Here is an 18257-nt window from a genome sequence, read left to right as displayed (position 1 = left end):
CTAACCTTGTAAGTGGTTAGTCCTAAAGATTTTTTGAATTGAATCTAAAAACAAATTTACAATGGCTGTCTCCGTCTGTTTTACAAGAGGTTCTGTGAACTTGGTCAGTTCTTACTACCTTTTTAAACATTTCTGTTTCACAGTGACATGCAATCTTGTATTCTTGGGCAACGGAATAAATAGGGCAATTATATTCAATAAGCTCAAAAGAACCTTCATCAATTTGACTGGCACTAGCCATATACCCTTTTTCGTTTTGGATTTTAACGATTTCACTCATTTTCTCTGACATGGAGTCTGTTTGAATTCTAGTAGAATATTCTGTAGCAAGACGGTTTTCTCGTTTCTTAAAGAGAAGGTGGATTGAATCCTCACCATAAATTTCTTCGATATCTTTAAGGAATTCAAGCGTAATTCCTTCATAGTTTTTAGGGAAAACTTTTTCACCTTTTTCGGTTAAAGAGTACAGTTGCAGTGGACGGCCCATAGGTTGTTTGCATTCTACAGATTGAATCAGTCCATCATTTTCCAAGCTAGTAAGATGCTTTCGAACAGCCATATGGGTAATGCTCAATTGTTCAGTAAGCTCATTTACTGACAATGAAACTTCTTTTTTCAATAAATCTAAAATACGATCCTTCGTATTGGGTTTGTTTTTAAGCAACAAAAGTCACCTTCAATTCTGTCTTCATTTGTCTATAAAAATAGTGCACACTATTACTAGTTTTGGAGGTTACGTTCATTAAGTATACTACATAGTATAAAATGTTGAAAGAAAAGGCCTCTTGCGTTCCCGCAATGAGAGAATATGAAAATATTATAATTCCACCGAGCAAAACGATTGCTTATTCCATTTCTAGGAGTTATAGTAAAAATATACTTTTTATACTATAAAGTATATAAATAGAAAACAAAAATGGAGGAATAATAGATGACTACATACTCTTTGCCAACACTAGCGTACGACTTTAATGCCTTGGAGCCCCATATTGACCAAACAACAATGGAAATTCATTATGGCAAGCACCACCAAACATATGTAAATAACCTTAATGCTGCCCTAGAAGGAAAAGCAGAACTTCAAGAAAAGTCTTTAGAAGAATTGCTAAGCAATCTAGATGCGGTACCGGAAGCAATCCGTACAGCGGTAAGAAATAATGGTGGGGGACACTTGAATCATTCACTATTCTGGGAAGTGATTGCGCCTGCAACTGAAAACAATGCTCCTACTGGGAAACTAGCAGAAGCAATTGATAAAGCGTTTGGAAGCTTTGATGCCTTCAAACAAGAATTTACAAAAGCAGCAACAACTCGTTTTGGCTCAGGCTGGGCTTGGTTGGTTGTAAATGATAATGGTGCTGTGGAAGTAACAAGCACTCCAAATCAAGATAACCCAATCATGGATGGAAAAGTAGCAGTTCTTGGGTTAGACGTTTGGGAGCATGCGTATTACCTAAACTATCAAAACAGAAGACCAGATTATATCGCAAGCTTCTTCAACATCATCAACTGGGAAGCTGTTTCAAGCAAGTATGAAGCTGCTTTAAGCTAAGGTCTTTCATTTTATAAAACAGTACCGAAAAGGATTAATATCCCAATCGGTACGTTTTCACTTTTTTAAAATCCTCACACAGTGTGTGGGGATTTTTTACTATCTATAAGCACTATCACATGTATTAGCTATCGGTTCATAATAACAATGTTGCTTAAATTGTCCTGCAAATGGTTGATTGTACCATGTTGGTGGACATGGAGCATACGGGTTGAAATACCAAAGAGAGTATTTCGACGGATGCTCACGCCAAAAATCTAACGTTTGTTTGGCTAATCGTTTTTCTGCAGTCCTTGCTCTGTTGTAAAAAACATTGCCTTTTTGGACAGCTTCAAAAGAATAATTTCCTCCTTGAACTTGGAAAATGACTTGGGAAATGGTTCTTACGTCTTTAAAGTCTAAACAATCTGCAGCAGTACGGTTAACAATGACGTTTCCAACCATTAACATTCCCATCTTTCCTTCACCCTCGGCTTCGGCCCTTATCATTCTCGCGACTAAATTAACGTCATTATCCGTATATTTTACTCTCGCCACTTAACATCACCTCTAAAAGAATTGTATGAAGAAAGCCTACAAACATGTTGGCTTTAGGTAATATTTATTATAGTGGACTTGCTAATTTGTAACTTTTACCACAATGTATCTCTTGTATTCGTTAAATCTTTTTGGTAATATCGTTTCATAGCTAATGATTTTGAAAATTAAAAGAGGTGATTCCTATACACGCAACAAATCTGGATGGTGAACTGCTTCCTGAAGAAAAGGATACAATCAATCGATTAACGAACATCCCGCTTGATTCGTTAAATCTTGATGCCGTTGCCGTTGTGACTAATATTTATCGAGTTGCACAAGGATTAAAAAATAAGATGGAACAGGAAGTTTTATCTGAATATGGATTATCATGGACGGCTTTTTCGATGCTATATGATATGTGGATATGGGAATCAATCGAAACGAAAAAATTAGCAGAATCCGCTGGAGTCACAAAAGCGACCGTAAGTAATATCACGAAAACTCTTGAACGAAAAGAGCTGTGTTACAGAAAAGGCGACAGTAGAGACAGAAGAATCACGTACGTGGCTTTAACGGAAAAGGGCAGACAAGTGATGGAGAGCCTCTATCCACGATTCCACAAAGGTGAAATCGAGATTGTGTCTGGTTTGTCAGTAGATGAACAAAAAAGGATGTCAAAATACCTCAGAAAAGTCATTCTTGAAAATCAGTTTTAAAATGAATTAAATAATGAAAAAAGCTGAGATGGGAAATCCAGTAATTGTTGTCTCCCTGTTCACAGAGAATCGATGGTTGGTGAAAATCGATACATAGACAACAATGAATTACATTCCCTGAGCTTTCTTTGTGAAATCTTTAAAAGTAGCAAAGAACGGACGAGCCGTTAATCGTAGAGTGGAAGGATTGGATCCTTCAATAAGGGTGGTACCGCGTGCAATAGTATAACCACGTCCCTTTTTTATAGGGATGTGGTTTTTTTATATTTAATTATAGGAGGAACGAAGATGAAAGATGTAAAAGCAAAATTAACGGAGGAACAACAAACAGAAGTAAAGAGACAAATGGCTATTTACAGTCAAGGGGTTCAAGAAATCATTCCAACCGAAGAGTTAGAAAATAAAATTGCCAAGTCCATTTTAGAGAATAAGCCATTAAAAATAAAACTAGGCTTAGACCCGTCTGCTCCAGATGTCCATCTTGGTCATACGGTTGTCCTGAACAAAATGAGGCAGTTTCAAGAGAATGGTCATATCATCCAACTGATTATTGGTGATTTTACTGGAAAAATTGGCGATCCAACTGGTAAATCTGTCGCTAGAAAACAATTAACAGATGAAGAAGTAAAGCATAATGCTAAAACCTACTTCGAACAATTTGCTAATGTTATTGATATGGAGAAGGTAGAGTTGCACTACAACTCTAAGTGGTTATCAAAATTAAATTTTGAAGATGTTATTCAGTTGGCGGGTAAAATAACGGTAGCTAGATTGTTAGAAAGGGATGATTTTGAAGAACGAATTACCTTTGGTAAACCCATCTCGCTTCATGAATTCTTTTACCCGTTAATGCAGGGATATGATTCGGTCATGTTAGAAAGTGATATCGAACTAGGCGGGACAGATCAGCATTTTAATATTTTAATGGGAAGACACTTCCAAGAAAAGTTTGGGAAAGAAAAGCAAGTTGCCTTGTTAATGCCTTTATTAGAAGGGCTAGACGGGGTCGAAAAAATGTCTAAATCCAAGCATAACTACATTGGGATTGATGAGAGTCCACAAGAAATGTACGGAAAAGCCATGTCGATTCCAGATGAGTTAATGCTTAAATACTTCGAACTAATTACCGATTTCACTCCAGACCAAATTCAGAAGATAAAGGAACAAATAGAGATAGATACATTGCATCCAAGAGACGCCAAAATGTTATTAGGCAAGACGATTGTTCGGATGTACCAAGGGCTCGAGGCAGCAGAAAAAGCGGAACAGCATTTTATCTCTGTGTTCCAAAAAGGTGACATGCCTGAAGACATCCCTACAGTCAAGTGGACGGGAGAGTCAGAAATAGCCATCATCGAGTTTCTTGTTGGTTTGCAATTGTTCCAATCGAAGAGTGAAGCGAGAAGAATGATTGAAAATAGAGGCGTAAAAATAAATGGAGACACCGTGGAAGATACAAACGCGCAGCTCACTTTAAGTGATGGTTTAATCGTTCAAGTAGGGAAACGTAAATTCATCAAGATTACGCTCTAAATCGCTAATAAGGAGCCCCTTTATTGACTCTTACTGATTCATTAAGGGGGCTCTTTTTCCTTATTACATATTCAAAAGGATTCGGACTAGATTTGGTTATGTCCTCCCAAAAACTCCATTTCTTTATTTTTAAGTTCAATAAACCTATGCTAGTAATAATGGAGCAAATGGAGGATTACACGATGAAAAAGATTTTTGCAGATGTTATTCAATTTCGCGGTACACATTATGATTTCGGTTTTCACCAGGGGAACTTAATCAAGGATTCGATTCTTGTCCATAATCGGGAACGACAATGGAAAGTACGGAAACCGCTTTTTAAAATCAATCATGACGAGACACAACAGGTTTTCAAGAAGTTAGCACCATCTATCTGGGAGGAATTCTTAGGTCTGCAGGATGCTCTAGGGTGGTCGATGGAAAGGGTGTTGCTTGAATTTGGAGGGTACCGGGTTAACATCATTCGTTCGGGTTGTTCCATTTATGTTGGGGATGGGTATATGATTCGCAATTATGATTATCATCCGAAAACGTACGATGGCCGCTTCGTTTTTTACCAACCAAGTGATGGGGGCTATGCGACCAGTGGCTTTACGCAGAAAATCACCGGTCGAAGTGATGGCTTGAATGAAAAAGGGCTTAGCATGGGCTATACCTTTATGAACCGGAGACGTCCAGGCGACGGTTTTATCTGCCACATGATTGGCAGGCTCATCCTGGAACTTTGCGCTAGTGCTGAAGAGGCAGTGGATTTATTGAAGGAGATACCGCACCGTGGCTCTTTTAGCTATGTGTTATATGATGCCAATAGCGAGTTGCCTTATATTCTCGAAACATCGCCACGAAGAGTTGAAGTGCGTCAGGGATTATCGTGTACCAACCATTTTCACATTTTGACCGATGAGAATCGGCGTGTCCTTGATGATTCGAAAAAAAGAATGCAAGCCATGGAGGATAATCGCGTAGATGAATTAAGCGGAGAACAGGCCTTCCGACTCTTAAACGATACCGATAAAGGTGTTTTCTCCAAACTTTACGGAAGTTGGGCAGGAACTATTCATACCTCCGCCTATTTTCCAAAAGAAATGGCCGCCTGGGTAGCACTCGGTGGAAACCAGGAACCAACAAAAATCGATTTTTCAAAGTGGTTAAAGGGGGAAGACCTATCAATTGAGCGAGTCGAAGGGCTAGTTGATACAGATATCCCTTTTGTGAATATGGAGAAAGCAGATTGGTATCAAAAATTGTGACCTGTCCCCTTGAAGGGACAAGGGGACAGGTTCATTGTCCCACTCTCAAACATAAAACCTGCGGTGGATAGGGACAAAGGGACAGTTCAGTTCACTGTCCCAGCTAGGAAGGTGAACCTTGGCCCACTCTCAAAAACAAAACCTGCGGTGGATAAAAATGGAACCTTTTTCGGTGATAACGGTAATAAAACTACGATAGAAAAGGAGAGGATTGCGCTATGGCTAATCAAGGATGTATAAAATGCGGAAGCAAAGATGCAGGACAGAAGGAAGTCGCAATGACCGGTACCGGATTATCGAAAATGTTTGACATCCAAAACAATCAGTTTATCGTCGTCTACTGTAACAATTGTGGGTACTCAGAGTTTTACAATAAAAAAGCTTCTGCCTCATCCAATATTCTTGATTTGTTTTTCGGTTAAAAAACCAGAATTTTGGGGTAAGCAACTGATGCCAACAGCCCGGCCGATGAGGTATATAGCCTTTTTTTTCATCATATAATGGACAATTAAGGTTAATGAGGTGAAATATATGTTTCATCATGTTGGCAGGAGATTCATATGGATGCTGTTTGGAAGTACGGTTTTAGCCACGGTGGTTAGTATTGCCATGTATAGAGCAGGTCTCATAACCCTTCCAATGCAATCAACGGCCGAAAAGGACCAGGAGAGTAAAAATGCTGTGAAACGCAGAAGGGTTGGGAAGATTCGACTTTCATAGTGGGACAGTGAACCTGTCCCCTTGTCTCACTAATTTTGTATATTTTGTTCGATGGCTGTTTTAATTAACTTCATAACAGAGGTATAATTAGGGACAAATAATAAATAGTCGCTGGTTTTTGTTTTGATGGCAATTCTTTCAGTACTACTACTAGGGTGCCCAATTCTAATGGCCGTTTTCTCCTCACCCTCATATGTATCGTCAAAAGAGACACTCACTATATCAGATATAGGAATTACCACTTTTGTAAACAGATGCTTAATGATGATATCGCTGCCAATCTATTCTACTTTAATTTCCAACATCGAATGTATCCCCCTAAAAACAGAAAAATTCAATAGTAATATATTAACATACTTTTTAACTAGTGTTATTTTCCAGTTACAACTATTCAATCTTTGCGTAAAAGCCTCTATGTAGTGGGAAGAGGGTAAGCTTCAAAGTGTAATTTTTAAAATTTTTTTGGCTTGTTCCTAATTGATTTTCGGAATGCTGGATCCATATCTAGGTAGTGTGGTTCCCAATGGACATAATGGAATGAAATATGTAAATATGTAAAGCAGAAATGGGTCGCACTAACGCGACCCATTTTTATTTTGCCTAAAGTTGCTAAGGACAAAAGAAGTAAAAGCGCTTCATTAACGAGACGTTGTACCTCAATTATGAAACAGAAATTTAAAAAAGGATGTTTCATGCTACATAAAAAGTGATTTAATTCATAGCTGTCTAACTCAAGATCCACGGTTAGATGTACTGAAATTCAATCATTTTATAGCTAGTTGGCACAAACCTTGCATTGACTTATGGTGTGAATACAAAAAAGAAGGATTTTTAGAGCAAACAAACATTTTTTATACACGACCCTTCTCAATACTATTAATTCTTTTAACAGTAACAATCATGAGTTGGGCGATCTTTAAGAAAACGAAGAAAAACAAGGAAAATACTACGATTTCTTCTTAGAAATTTGGTGAGAGGTTAATAGTCTAGTGATTAAAAAAAAATGACTTACTTAAACAAATACACTAGTCGTCTGTAAAGAGCTCAGCTTTTATGACTACAAATACTAAAAAAGGGGTGCAAGTGTCGTAATGAAAAATAATCGGCAAATTTTGTTAGCGAAACGGCAAGTAGGTGTGCCTGATTCAAGTACTTTTACCCTTGTAAAAACAGATATACCGATTCCAAAGGAAAATGAAGTTCTCGTCCGTTCTCATTATTTATCTGTTGACCCATATATGCGTGGAAGAATGAACAACATAAAGTCCTATGCAAATCCTTTCCAAGTTGGGGAGCCACTTACGGGTGATAGTATTGGAGAGGTCATTTCATCAAGGCATCCAGACTTTTCGACAGGGGAGATGGTGACAGGGACGTTTGATTGGGCAGATTACTCAATCGTTGAAGGCTCAGGATTACAAAAAATTCCCCCTGGTGCGCCGATTACATCGCATTTACATGTTACGGGAATGACTGGTTTAACCGCTTACTTTGGTTTACTTGACATTGGCAAGCCAGTACCTGGGGAAACCGTTGTTGTTTCAGGTGCTGCTGGTGCAGTGGGGATGGTAGTAGGGCAAATTGCTAAGATTAAGGGGTGTCGAGTAGTAGGAATTGCAGGTTCATATAAAAAAACAACCTTTTTGAAAGACGAACTTGGCTTTGACGAGGTCATAAATTATAAGAACGTACAGGATATTGCTCAAGCATTACAAAATGTGTGCCCGAACGGAATCGATATTTATTATGATAACGTCGGTGGGAAGATTTCCGATGCCGCAATCACCTTATTAAACTTTCATGGACGAGTCCCACTATGTGGGCAGATTTCGATGTTAAACTCTGAAAATAAAGAATTAGGTCCGCGTCTGTTTACCACCATTATCCGAAGGAGCATCCTTTTAAAGGGGTTCATTTATAGCGATTATAAAGAACATTTTGAAGAAGGAAGAAAAGAACTAGCACAATGGCTTAACGAAGGGAAAATTAAATACAAAGAAAATATCGTTGAAGGGTTAGAAAATGCTCCTGATGCTTTCTTAGGATTATTCCGTGGTGAAAACCTAGGAAAGCAAATGGTAAAGGTCATTGAGTAATTAATGTTGCACATTTGAAACGATCAATTAAATAGGCTTTTTTCGTAAAGATTGTTGTTAAAATTGTAAAAATCTTAAAGCCGATTTTTACTACCTAAAGCCGATTTTAACGCAAGATAAGCTATTTGGTACGTGATAAGAAGTTTGCGCGCTCTTTTCTCATTAATAAAAGGGTACTTTGAAGGGAAACAAAGCTTAATTCAACCGAATTTGTATCCAAGAGCAATGAAGTCTGGGAAAAGAGCCAATAAAAAATAGAAAGACGGGAGAGATTCATTATGATGGACACACAATTGACTATTGATACTCTATTAGTGAGGGCTGAGAACTATTTTGCCAAAAAGCAGGTCATCTCTAAAACTTCAACAGGAGTTACACGTTACACTTATGCTGACTTTGCCAAAAGAACTAGAGCACTAGCGAGTGTACTTGAACATTTAGGAGTGGAACGTGGTGACAAGGTTGGAACGTTTGCGTGGAATGACCATCGACATTTAGAGGCGTATTTTGCAATTCCTAGCATGGGTGCAGTCTTGCATACGATTAATATTCGCCTTTCAACTGACCATCTAAAATATATCATTAACGATGCACAGGATAAGATACTGCTTATTGATCAAGGGTTATTGCCAATTATTGAAAGTATTAAAGAGGATCTCCCTCATGTCAAAGCTTATATTGTCTTTTCAGATGAAGAACACCTCCCTACTACGAACCTTCAGCCTGTCTATCATTATGAGAAACTATTGGAAACAGGAAATGAACAGCATGTATTTCCTGATAATCTAAAAGAAAACGAGCCAGCTGGTATGTGTTATACATCTGCAACAACAGGAAATCCTAAAGGGGTTTTATATACACATAGAAGCATTGTTTTGCACAGTATGATGCTTGGTTTGGCTGATACGATGTCATTATCTGAATCCGACATTGCCATGCATGTGGTTCCAATGTTCCATGTGAATGCCTGGGGCTTTCCGTTTGCTTCGGTCTGGTTTGGTACTACACAAGTATTGCCTGGTCCGAATTTCAATTTTAAAACACTTGGAGACCTGATTGAAACAGAACGTGTGACCATTACTGCAGGAGTTCCCACTATTTGGATTGGTTTGTTGAATGAATTGAATACAAATACGTACGATTTGTCGAGCTTACGTAGTATCGTATGTGGAGGTTCTGCGTTACCAAAAGGAATCCTTCGGGCCTATAAAGAGAAATACAATATCCCATTTATTCACGCCTATGGAATGACAGAAACAAGTCCGGTTGCCACAGTTTCCAGGTTGAAAAGCTATCAAGAAGGTTTGGATTACGAAGAGAAACTAGACTTTATCTCCAAACAGGGGATTCCTGTTCCTGGAATTGAAATAAAAGTGATAAATGAACAGGGTGAAGTACTAAATAATGGGAAAGAAATGGGGGAGGTGCTGGTTCGGGGACCATGGATTACAGATTCCTATTACAATCAACCAGAGAAAACAGCTGAGGCTGTAAAAGACGGTTGGCTCTATACAGGAGACATTGCCACAGTTGATTCAGAAGGAACGATCAAGATTGTTGACCGAACAAAAGACTTAATAAAAAGTGGGGGAGAATGGATATCTTCTGTTGACCTCGAAAATGCCTTAATGGCACATGAAGCGATTTCTGAGGCTGCCGTCATCTCGGTTCCTCATGAAAAATGGCAGGAGCGGCCAGTCGCTTTTATCGTAAAAAGCAAAACCTCGAATGCTAACGTAACAAAAGAAGAACTACTGGATTTCTTAGCACTACAATTTGCCAAATGGTGGTTACCAGATGATTTCATTTTTATCGATGAAATACCAAAAACTTCTGTAGGGAAATTCTTGAAAATGAAATTACGTGAGGATTATAAAAGCTATACTATGAGCGAATCACTCTAGTTTTAGCCATGGGTCCCTTCATTGAATGAAGGGCTTACATTTTTTGTGAATTCACAGTTCGTTAGCAAGTGGGGACTCATCTCTTCCATTGATCTATTTTTGAGAGTTTGTTGTATCAGATATGAAACACGATGTCTTAATTTGAAAACGGATAATTCCGAATATTGAAATACAACCCAATTGTTTATTAGGGTTTCTTCTACAAAATATTATTTATTTAAAAATAGTTTTTGAGAAAATATGTAGAATTGGTGTGGTTTGATAGCATCCTCAACCTTATAATCCTACAAATTTTCTCCCCGTTTTTTTACTTTGGTACGGTTCTTGCATATTTAAGGGTGTAATGTATTTTTTGAGGAGGTGCATTTGTCCGTACGGTCTATAGTCATTGTATTTTTTACTGTTCTATTACCCTGGATTATGCACATCAAAAAGTATATCTTTAATCGTATTATAGTAAATTGTAAAAATTCAAAAATGGGAGATGGTAGAATGGCAGTGTTAGGCAAAGATATGACTTTTGGATTATTCTTTTTAAATTCAGTGGCTCCATGGAAAACCGATGCAGAGGAGCTTAGGGATGGGTTAGATCAAATTAAATTGGCAGACGATTTAGGTTTTCACTCTGCATGGATTGCGGAACATAACGCGCGTTTATATGGTGTTGTCAGTTCAACATCGGTATATTTATCTGCTGCAGCGGCAATGACAAAAAATATCAAATTAGGTTCAGCCGTTTCTAGGCTACCTTTGCATCACCCGCTTCAATTAGCTGAGGATATGGCACTAGTCGATATCATCAGTGATGGTAGACTTTACTTAGGTGTAGGAAAAGGCTATGACAAATTGGAGTTTGATGCTTATAACATCGATTTTGACGATCGACATGACAAGTATTTAGAATCGCTTGATATCCTAACAACCGCTTTACAAAATGGGACCGTAAACTATTCAGGTAAATTTTATGATATTAAAGATATACCAGTTTACCCTCGACCTGTTCAGAACCCAAGACCACCGATTTTTGTTATGGTTTCGGGGAATGATGCTTCAATGATTAATGCAGCTAAGCAAGGTCATTCCTTTGTATTAGGCGGAATTAAGAATGACGATACGAAGCATAAAATTTCATTGTACCGAGAACATGCCGTAGCTTCCGGATTATCAGAAGAATATGTAGAAGAAGCAGTTGCTAGGTCGGGTAAGTTGTTATTTTGTTTCGTAGCTGATACAACTGAACAAGCTCAAGAAGACTATAGGCAGGGCTTGGAATGGTATATGGGTGAAAGAGATAACCGTCCTACTTTTGGTGTTATTAGTAGGGATAGAGAGGTTGATTACGATAGTTTCTTAAAGTCAGAGAATACGTTAATCGGATCACCTGAAAAAGTAATAAAGGATATTGAAAGGTACAAAGAAGAAACAGGACTAAATAACATTATTCTTTGGATGAATATTGGGGGTCAACAACAAGATAAAGTTGTCAAATCAATGAAATTATTTTCCGAGAAAGTAATGCCACACTTTGAAAATCAATCTGTATCAGCCGTTAAGAAATAACATATTTAAAAGCGCTTACAATCGCTTAATGGCAGTCATTGTTTATTTTGGGAAATCAAGGGGGGGAAAGAAGATGATGAAAATGAAAAAAATCCTGGGTGTATTGGTCCTATCTATTACATTCTTAACTCTAGCGGCTTGTGGTGGGGTTGAAAGTAACACGACAGACGATGGTTCAAAGGTGTATGAGCTGAACCTCAATGTATCGGCGGCTCCTACAAGTCCTTTTAATGTGAATGTTGCGGAACCTTGGGCTGAATATGTTGAAAAAGAAACGGATGGCGTTGTAAAGGTAAATGTTTTTCCTAGTGCCGCACTAGGCTCTTTGGCTACATCATTCGATGATGTGAATGCTGGGGTTTATGAAGCAGGGCTTGTTCCGCCAGGGCTACATGTGGATACAGATTTATTTCCACTAACCATTGCAGATACGCCTTTTCTCGTAAACTCTCCTGAAGTGGCCCAAAAAGTCGTAACACAATTTGTGGATCAATTTATGAAAGACTCATTCGTCGAAGGAACCTTTATGGGAGTGTCTTCGACGGATTCCTACCAAATCTATAGCACGAACCCGATTCAATCGGTAGAAGATCTCAATAATCAAAAATTAAGTGACAGTGTGGCCGCACGACTCGAGCTATTCAAACAGTTAGGTGCCGTACCAGTATCATTAGATAATACAGCGTTATATGAGTCTTTAGAGCGGGGTGTAGTCGATTCTGTTGCCTATACAGCCGTTGGTGCAAACGGTTACAAGTTGAGCGAAGTAGCACCGTATATGACAAAGGTTGATTTGGCTGTTAGTGTCCTACCATTCTTTATTAACACAAACTTCTTAGATTCATTACCTGAGGAAATTAAACAGCAATTTGTTGATGATTTTGGTCCTAAATATGCGGATTTAATGACGGAGCTCTATACATCATCTGCAGAAGAAGGGATCAAGATTTATGAAGAAGCTGTTAAGGATAAAGGTGGCGCTGTTTATGAACCTACTGCCGAAGAAATGGAAGAATTTAAAGCACCTGTAAAAAAACAAATGGAAAATTGGGTGAATGAAGCAAATAAACGTGGATATAACGGTCAAGAGATGATGGATTATTTCGTAGAACTCTTGGAATCAGCAGGGGTTCAGGTTCCAAAATAAAGTGTTTGTCCGGTGGATAAAACAAACTAGCTAAGTTTCTAGTTTGTTTTATCTTATTTGGATATACAAGCAGGAAGCGAGGGAAGTGTATGACCATACTCGATAAGATAATAGGGATGATAGTAAATGTAAATAAGTGGATTTCTTTCGGTATTTTAGTGCTGATGATGATCTTCGTTGGGATAGCGGCACTTTCACGGGGATTGGGGTACCCGATTATTGGCGACGTTGAATTTGTCCAATTCGGAATGGTGTTACTCATTGTCGGATCGTTAGCTTTTACAGAGGATACGAATTCTCATATCGCCATTGGGATTGTCGTTGATAAATTTCCAAAATGGATACAAACGGTATTAGACATCATCTCTCAGATGCTTACCATTGGTTTCTGTTTCGTTGTTGCGTATGTTTTTTTTATTAAATTAAACTTTGTCCACGCTTCTACTTTGCTAAGGATTCCATTTTACCCATTTAAGATATTACTAATCATTGGGTTCGTCGCTTGGGCTCTCGTCGCAATAAAAAAACTCATTTACTCTATTCAATCATTGAAAAAATCTACTGTATAAGGAGGGAGATTCTTGGGAGTTGAAATGGTTGGTGTCCTAGTTATTCTATCTGTCTTTCTCTTAATGTTTTTGCGTGTTCCAATTGTCATTTCGATGGCGATACCAGGAATTTTAGGATTGCTCTACTTAAAGGGGGAGATCCCATTATATGCCGCGATCGATAGTGTAATCTGGCAGCACAGCTATCATTACACATTGAGTACGATCCCTCTGTTTGTTTTAATGGGCCAATTACTCTATAAAGCTGGGTTTAGTGATGAATTATTTACGGCATTTAGAAATTGGTTTGGAAGACTAAAAGGCGGGTTGGGGATCGCTACAATCGGCGCTTCAGCTATGTTTGCCTCTTCATCTGGATCGAGTTTAGCAACAACAGGAACAATTGGGGTCGTTGCATCAAAGGAAATGCTAAAAGCCGGTTATGCGAAAAGTTTAACAGGTGGTTCCATTGTCGCAGGGGGGACGTTAGGGATTCTCATCCCACCTAGTACGATGTTTATCATCTATGGGATGGTTACCGAACAATCGATTGGAAAGTTATTAATTGCAGGGATCATTCCAGGAATTTTATTGACATTATTCTTCATGGCGACTATTTATATCAGTATTATGTTCAACCCCAAACTAATATCAGATGTTCAAGAACCGAAAGTGAGCTGGAAGGTAAAATTTAGTTCATTAAAAGCGAATGGCTGGATTTTAGCTTTATTTACATTGGTAATGGGTGGAATCTATGTTGGAGCATTTACGGCTACTGAAGCAGCTGGAATCGGAGCATTGGGCGCATTTTTAATTGCCCTGATTCGCCGAAAATTAACGTTTGCGAATTTCACAGAGGCGGTATTTAACACGGTTAAAACAACTGGATTTATTTTTGCGATTGTCATGGGTGCATTTTTATTAAATTTTGTACTGACCATTACGCAAGTCCCCAATCTTCTTGCTGACTTTTTATTTGCTAAATCGTTGTCACCTACGATCATTTTTCTTTTAATCGTCATCATGTACCTCATTTTAGGAGCAATTATGGATACACTCGCCATGATTGTTGTAACCATTCCCATTATTTTACCGATTCTACAGTTACTAGAATTTGACTTAATTTGGTTTGGTGTCATCATCGTATTGTTAGTGGAAATGGCGCTCATCTCCCCACCAATCGGGATGAACTGCTTCGTGTTAAAAGGGGTTGTAGAGGAACTTGAATTGAGTGATATCTTCAAAGGCTCCTTTCTTTTTATGGTGCCAATCTTAACATTAATCACATTGCTTTATATCTTTCCAGAGATCGCTTTATTTCTTCCGAATCTAGTAAAATAATAATAGTATGTTTGTAAGGGGGAAGAACATGAATACCATCCAAACAGTGAACGGGGAAATGCATGTTGAAGACTTAGGGTGCACCTTAATTCACGAGCATTTAAGGACTCGAGATGAACGAGTGGTAAAACAATTTCCACATTTATATGATCACGAAGAAGAGGTAGCTTTGGCGATGGCACAGGTTAAGGCTGCTAAAGAACGAGGGGTAAGAACGATCTTTGACCCCTCTGTCTTGGGACTAGACCGGGATGTAAGGTTTATGCAAAGGGTGGCCAAAGAAACAGACATGAACATTGTGGCAGCTACGGGGATTTTCACATTCAATGATTTACCAACGCGTTTTGCCTTTAATGATATTGAATTTATGGCTAACCAATTTGTTCGAGACCTAGACGTTGGTGTTCAGAATTCATCGATTCGTGCGGGCTTTCTAAAATGCGCTACAGATATTCAAGGGATTACACCTGGAGTTGAAAAGGTAATTCGGGGAGTGGCCCGAGCACACCATAAAACGGGTGTTCCAATTATGACACATTCTCACCCAGCCTCAGAAACCGGCCTCAAACAATTAGCTATTTTTAAAGAAGAAGGGGTCTCGTTAAATAAGGTTTTAATCGGTCATTGTGGGGACACAGACAACCTAGATTATATTGAAAGAGTCCTAGATACTGGTGCGTTTATCGGCATGGACAGATATGGATTGACGCATACTTTATCGACTGAAAAACGAAATGACACAGTCATTGCATTAGTGAAAAAAGGCTATGCAAATCGCATGTTTTTGTCTCAGGATTACTGCTGTACAACCGATGCACATAAACCTGAGGAATCCAAAAGAGCTACTTATCCAGATTGGTCCATGACCTTTCTGCTGGACAAAATTCTCCCGACTCTAAAAGAGCATGGGGTATCAGATGAGCACATTCATAGAATGATGGTTGAAAATGTAAAGGATTGGCTTTCTAATTGATGAACGCTCGTCTTTTTCACTATTTTTCAAAAGTCTCGCAGAAATTGCGAGATTTTTTGTTCGGTGAAATTTTCCGTATATTCATAATATTAATTTTGTTATAATTATAATAAAAAGGAATAATCATTATAACTTCTGGGCACAAAAGGAGGACTGAATGTGCTTAAATTACTTGTTACTGGATCAGCACCGTTGGATGACTATGTAAAACGTGCTATCGATAAACGAAAGGGAACGATCAATGATTTGGTGGTCCAAACCTTGGACTCTATTTATATATTAAATAATCCAACCTATATTACAGATGATGATGTATTAATATGTGGTGCGATGTTATTTGAGGAATTTAAAAAGATAGGTGTTCGCGGCAATCTTATTCCTTTGCGTGTTCAGACCAATGATTTTTATAAAGCGTTAGTCAAGGCCTCAAAAATTTCCAATGAAGTTAATGTGATTAATTATCAGAAAGAATATATTCAAAGCAAACCGGAAAATGTTATTAAAATGAAAGAAGAATTGGATTCAATCTTTAAAATAAAAATGAATCAGTATACCTATGTTACCGCTGAGGATGCTAGTAACTTAGTGAGGAAACTTAAGTCTGAAGGACAAAAGGTTGTCATTGGATCAGGCTTGATCGTAAGGTTAGCCAAAGAGCTAGGGATGGAAGGCATCCTTTGGTACGGAAAAGAAAGTGTAGGACTTGCTGCAGATATTGCATTTAATATCCTGACTGCTAAGCTTGCAGAGCAAAGTTATCAGAAAAGACAAAGCTATATTTTGGAAAATTTCAATGAAGGGGTTATTAATCTCAATGTAACAGGCAGGGTCCTAAGTATTAATCATCATGCGGTTGAACTATTAGGGCTTGGGGACCAAGATAATCTTACTACACAGCTTATTAGTGATATTTTGCCTCAAAGTGAGATTTTAGACGTTTTATCTGCAAGTAAAGTAGTTAAGGATATGGTTGTACAATATAAAAAAAGAACGTTGCTATTGAACACGCTACCCATCAATGTAAATGGAAATTTTAATGGAATTGTGGCGTTGTTTTCAGATGCTGAGACTTTACAGCAACAGGAAAATAAAATTAGACGTAAAATGCATTACAAAGCAGATACAGCTAAATATCATTTCGGTGATATTATCGGGCAAAGTGAACAGACGATTAAGGCGATTAATAAAGCGAAGAAGTTTGCCCGTTCGGATTCGAATGTTCTTATTCTTGGTGAATCAGGAACCGGGAAGGAGCTCTTTGCTCAAAGTATACATAATGAAAGTTCACGTGCGAATCAGCCTTTTATCGCCATTAACTGTGCAGCGATTCCTGAAAACTTATTAGAAAGCGAGTTCTTTGGCTATAACGATGGTGCGTTCACTGGTGCAAAAAAAGGTGGAAATCCAGGTCTTTTTGAGTTAGCCCATAATGGAACGGTCTTTTTAGATGAGATTGGCGAAATCCCATTAAGTATGCAGGCAAAGCTTCTCAGGGTACTACAAGAAAACGTTGTTAGAAGGCTGGGGAGTCCAACGGCGATTCCGATTAATGTTCGCGTAATTTCTGCAACAAATGTGAATTTGATTAAGGATGTTAAGGAAGGAAAATTTAGAATGGACTTATATTATCGAATCGCCGTTTTAAATCTGTTCCTTCCTAAACTCAGTAATCGAAAAGGAGATATTGGGCTCCTTGTAAAGGCGTTTACTGCCAAAAACTATCCAGCATTTTTGCCATTGGTCAATGATGTGTTAAGTGATATCTTACCTTACTTAGAAGACCACGAATGGCATGGGAATATTCGAGAATTTGAAAATACAATGGAACGGTTGTTTGCCTATATTGAAACCCCACATCATATCTCAAAAAAAGAGGTGTTAACCTATTTAAAAGACGCAATCGAAGAAAACCACTTCCTTTTGGATCAATTGAATTTTGAAAACTCCTCTTATCAGGAAGTCATTAAAGATATAGAAGTAAGCAAAATTAAAGAAGTGTTGGAAAAAACAAATGGAAACAAAAAAGAAGCAGCAAAAATACTAGGAATCAGTAGAAGTACTCTTTGGAGAAAACTGAATGATCAGGTTGAAGCGAAATAGGGAAAGTTGATACGGTAAGCTCTTGTGCGGAATGAACAAGCAACAGTTGTGGTTGCTTGTTTTTTTCTTGAATATAAAGAGGTGTTTCAATATTAAGACATATAATCCTTTCGTGAAACGATAATTCTGAAAAATGAGAACATCTACAGAAAACCTAATCGATCCTGAGTACCATAATAATATGAAATTATATTTTGTCGGAGTAATAAAGCGCTTTACTGCTGAGGTTTTAACTAACCTTCAACAGATATTTATACATAAACGGGAAATATCGTAATTCATTTTGAAAGTTGGCACG

Annotated in this window: 16 protein-coding genes and 1 other annotated feature; of the genes, 14 read left to right on the top strand and 2 right to left on the bottom strand. The window is 38.1% G+C overall.

Annotated elements, in window-relative coordinates:
- Window positions 1-22 precede the first annotated feature (22 nt).
- Window positions 23-664 (bottom strand): helix-turn-helix transcriptional regulator, encoded by a 642-nt coding sequence (locus tag LG336_RS15090; RefSeq protein WP_404328319.1) that lies wholly within the window; start codon window positions 662-664, stop codon window positions 23-25.
- A 267-nt stretch (window positions 665-931) separates the two neighbouring features.
- Between LG336_RS15090 and LG336_RS15085 the strand changes: the two genes are divergently transcribed.
- Window positions 932-1552 (top strand): superoxide dismutase, encoded by a 621-nt coding sequence (locus LG336_RS15085; RefSeq protein ID WP_404328318.1) that lies wholly within the window; start codon window positions 932-934, stop codon window positions 1550-1552.
- 99 nt (window positions 1553-1651) lie between these two features.
- On the opposite strand, the gene LG336_RS15080 is transcribed toward LG336_RS15085, so the two are convergent.
- Entirely contained in the window at window positions 1652-2089 is a 438-nt protein-coding gene (locus tag LG336_RS15080) for a cell wall hydrolase (protein WP_404328317.1), read from the bottom strand.
- A gap of 185 nt (window positions 2090-2274) precedes the next feature.
- Between LG336_RS15080 and LG336_RS15075 the strand changes: the two genes are divergently transcribed.
- From LG336_RS15075 to LG336_RS15015, 13 genes are all read left to right on the top strand, one after another.
- The gene (locus LG336_RS15075; protein WP_404333177.1) at window positions 2275-2787 is read left to right on the top strand and encodes a MarR family transcriptional regulator; all 513 of its coding nucleotides are present in this window, start codon (window positions 2275-2277) and stop codon (window positions 2785-2787) included.
- Between the two features lie 16 nt (window positions 2788-2803).
- Window positions 2804-3029: a binding site (T-box leader), on the top strand.
- A 46-nt stretch (window positions 3030-3075) separates the two neighbouring features.
- The gene (gene tyrS / locus LG336_RS15070; RefSeq protein WP_404328316.1) at window positions 3076-4320 is read left to right on the top strand and encodes a tyrosine--tRNA ligase; all 1245 of its coding nucleotides are present in this window, start codon (window positions 3076-3078) and stop codon (window positions 4318-4320) included.
- A 182-nt stretch (window positions 4321-4502) separates the two neighbouring features.
- On the top strand, window positions 4503-5570 hold the full coding sequence (locus LG336_RS15065; protein WP_404328315.1) for a C45 family autoproteolytic acyltransferase/hydolase: 1068 nt from the start codon (window positions 4503-4505) through the stop codon (window positions 5568-5570).
- A 218-nt stretch (window positions 5571-5788) separates the two neighbouring features.
- Complete coding sequence (locus LG336_RS15060) at window positions 5789-5992, top strand: zinc ribbon domain-containing protein (protein ID WP_404328314.1); 204 nt, start codon at window positions 5789-5791, stop codon at window positions 5990-5992.
- Between the two features lie 142 nt (window positions 5993-6134).
- The gene (locus LG336_RS15055; protein WP_404328313.1) at window positions 6135-6290 is read left to right on the top strand and encodes a hypothetical protein; all 156 of its coding nucleotides are present in this window, start codon (window positions 6135-6137) and stop codon (window positions 6288-6290) included.
- Window positions 6291-7381: 1091 nt separating this feature from the next.
- Window positions 7382-8386 carry an NADP-dependent oxidoreductase gene (locus LG336_RS15050; protein WP_404328312.1) on the top strand — a complete coding sequence of 335 codons (1005 nt, stop codon included), beginning with the start codon at window positions 7382-7384 and terminating at the stop codon, window positions 8384-8386.
- Window positions 8387-8664: 278 nt separating this feature from the next.
- Complete coding sequence (locus LG336_RS15045) at window positions 8665-10290, top strand: long-chain fatty acid--CoA ligase (protein WP_404328311.1); 1626 nt, start codon at window positions 8665-8667, stop codon at window positions 10288-10290.
- A 492-nt stretch (window positions 10291-10782) separates the two neighbouring features.
- Window positions 10783-11850, top strand: coding sequence for an LLM class flavin-dependent oxidoreductase (locus LG336_RS15040; protein ID WP_404328310.1), 1068 nt, complete (start codon window positions 10783-10785; stop codon window positions 11848-11850).
- Between the two features lie 73 nt (window positions 11851-11923).
- A complete protein-coding gene (locus LG336_RS15035) occupies window positions 11924-12997 on the top strand; it encodes a TRAP transporter substrate-binding protein (protein WP_404328309.1) in 1074 nt (357 codons plus the stop codon).
- A gap of 89 nt (window positions 12998-13086) precedes the next feature.
- Window positions 13087-13566, top strand: coding sequence for a TRAP transporter small permease (locus LG336_RS15030; RefSeq protein WP_404328308.1), 480 nt, complete (start codon window positions 13087-13089; stop codon window positions 13564-13566).
- A gap of 12 nt (window positions 13567-13578) precedes the next feature.
- A complete protein-coding gene (locus LG336_RS15025; protein WP_404328307.1) occupies window positions 13579-14886 on the top strand; it encodes a TRAP transporter large permease in 1308 nt (435 codons plus the stop codon).
- A gap of 28 nt (window positions 14887-14914) precedes the next feature.
- On the top strand, window positions 14915-15859 hold the full coding sequence (locus tag LG336_RS15020) for a phosphotriesterase (RefSeq protein WP_404328306.1): 945 nt from the start codon (window positions 14915-14917) through the stop codon (window positions 15857-15859).
- 159 nt (window positions 15860-16018) lie between these two features.
- On the top strand, window positions 16019-17959 hold the full coding sequence (locus LG336_RS15015; protein WP_404328305.1) for a sigma 54-interacting transcriptional regulator: 1941 nt from the start codon (window positions 16019-16021) through the stop codon (window positions 17957-17959).
- The last annotated feature ends 298 nt before the right edge of the window (window positions 17960-18257 follow it).

Source organism: Mesobacillus maritimus (assembly GCF_044803185.1).
GTDB lineage: Bacteria > Bacillota > Bacilli > Bacillales > Cytobacillaceae > Mesobacillus_B > Mesobacillus_B maritimus_B.
The sequence above is the reverse complement of the archived record's forward strand: the minus strand, read 5'-3'. Positions and strand labels throughout refer to the sequence as shown.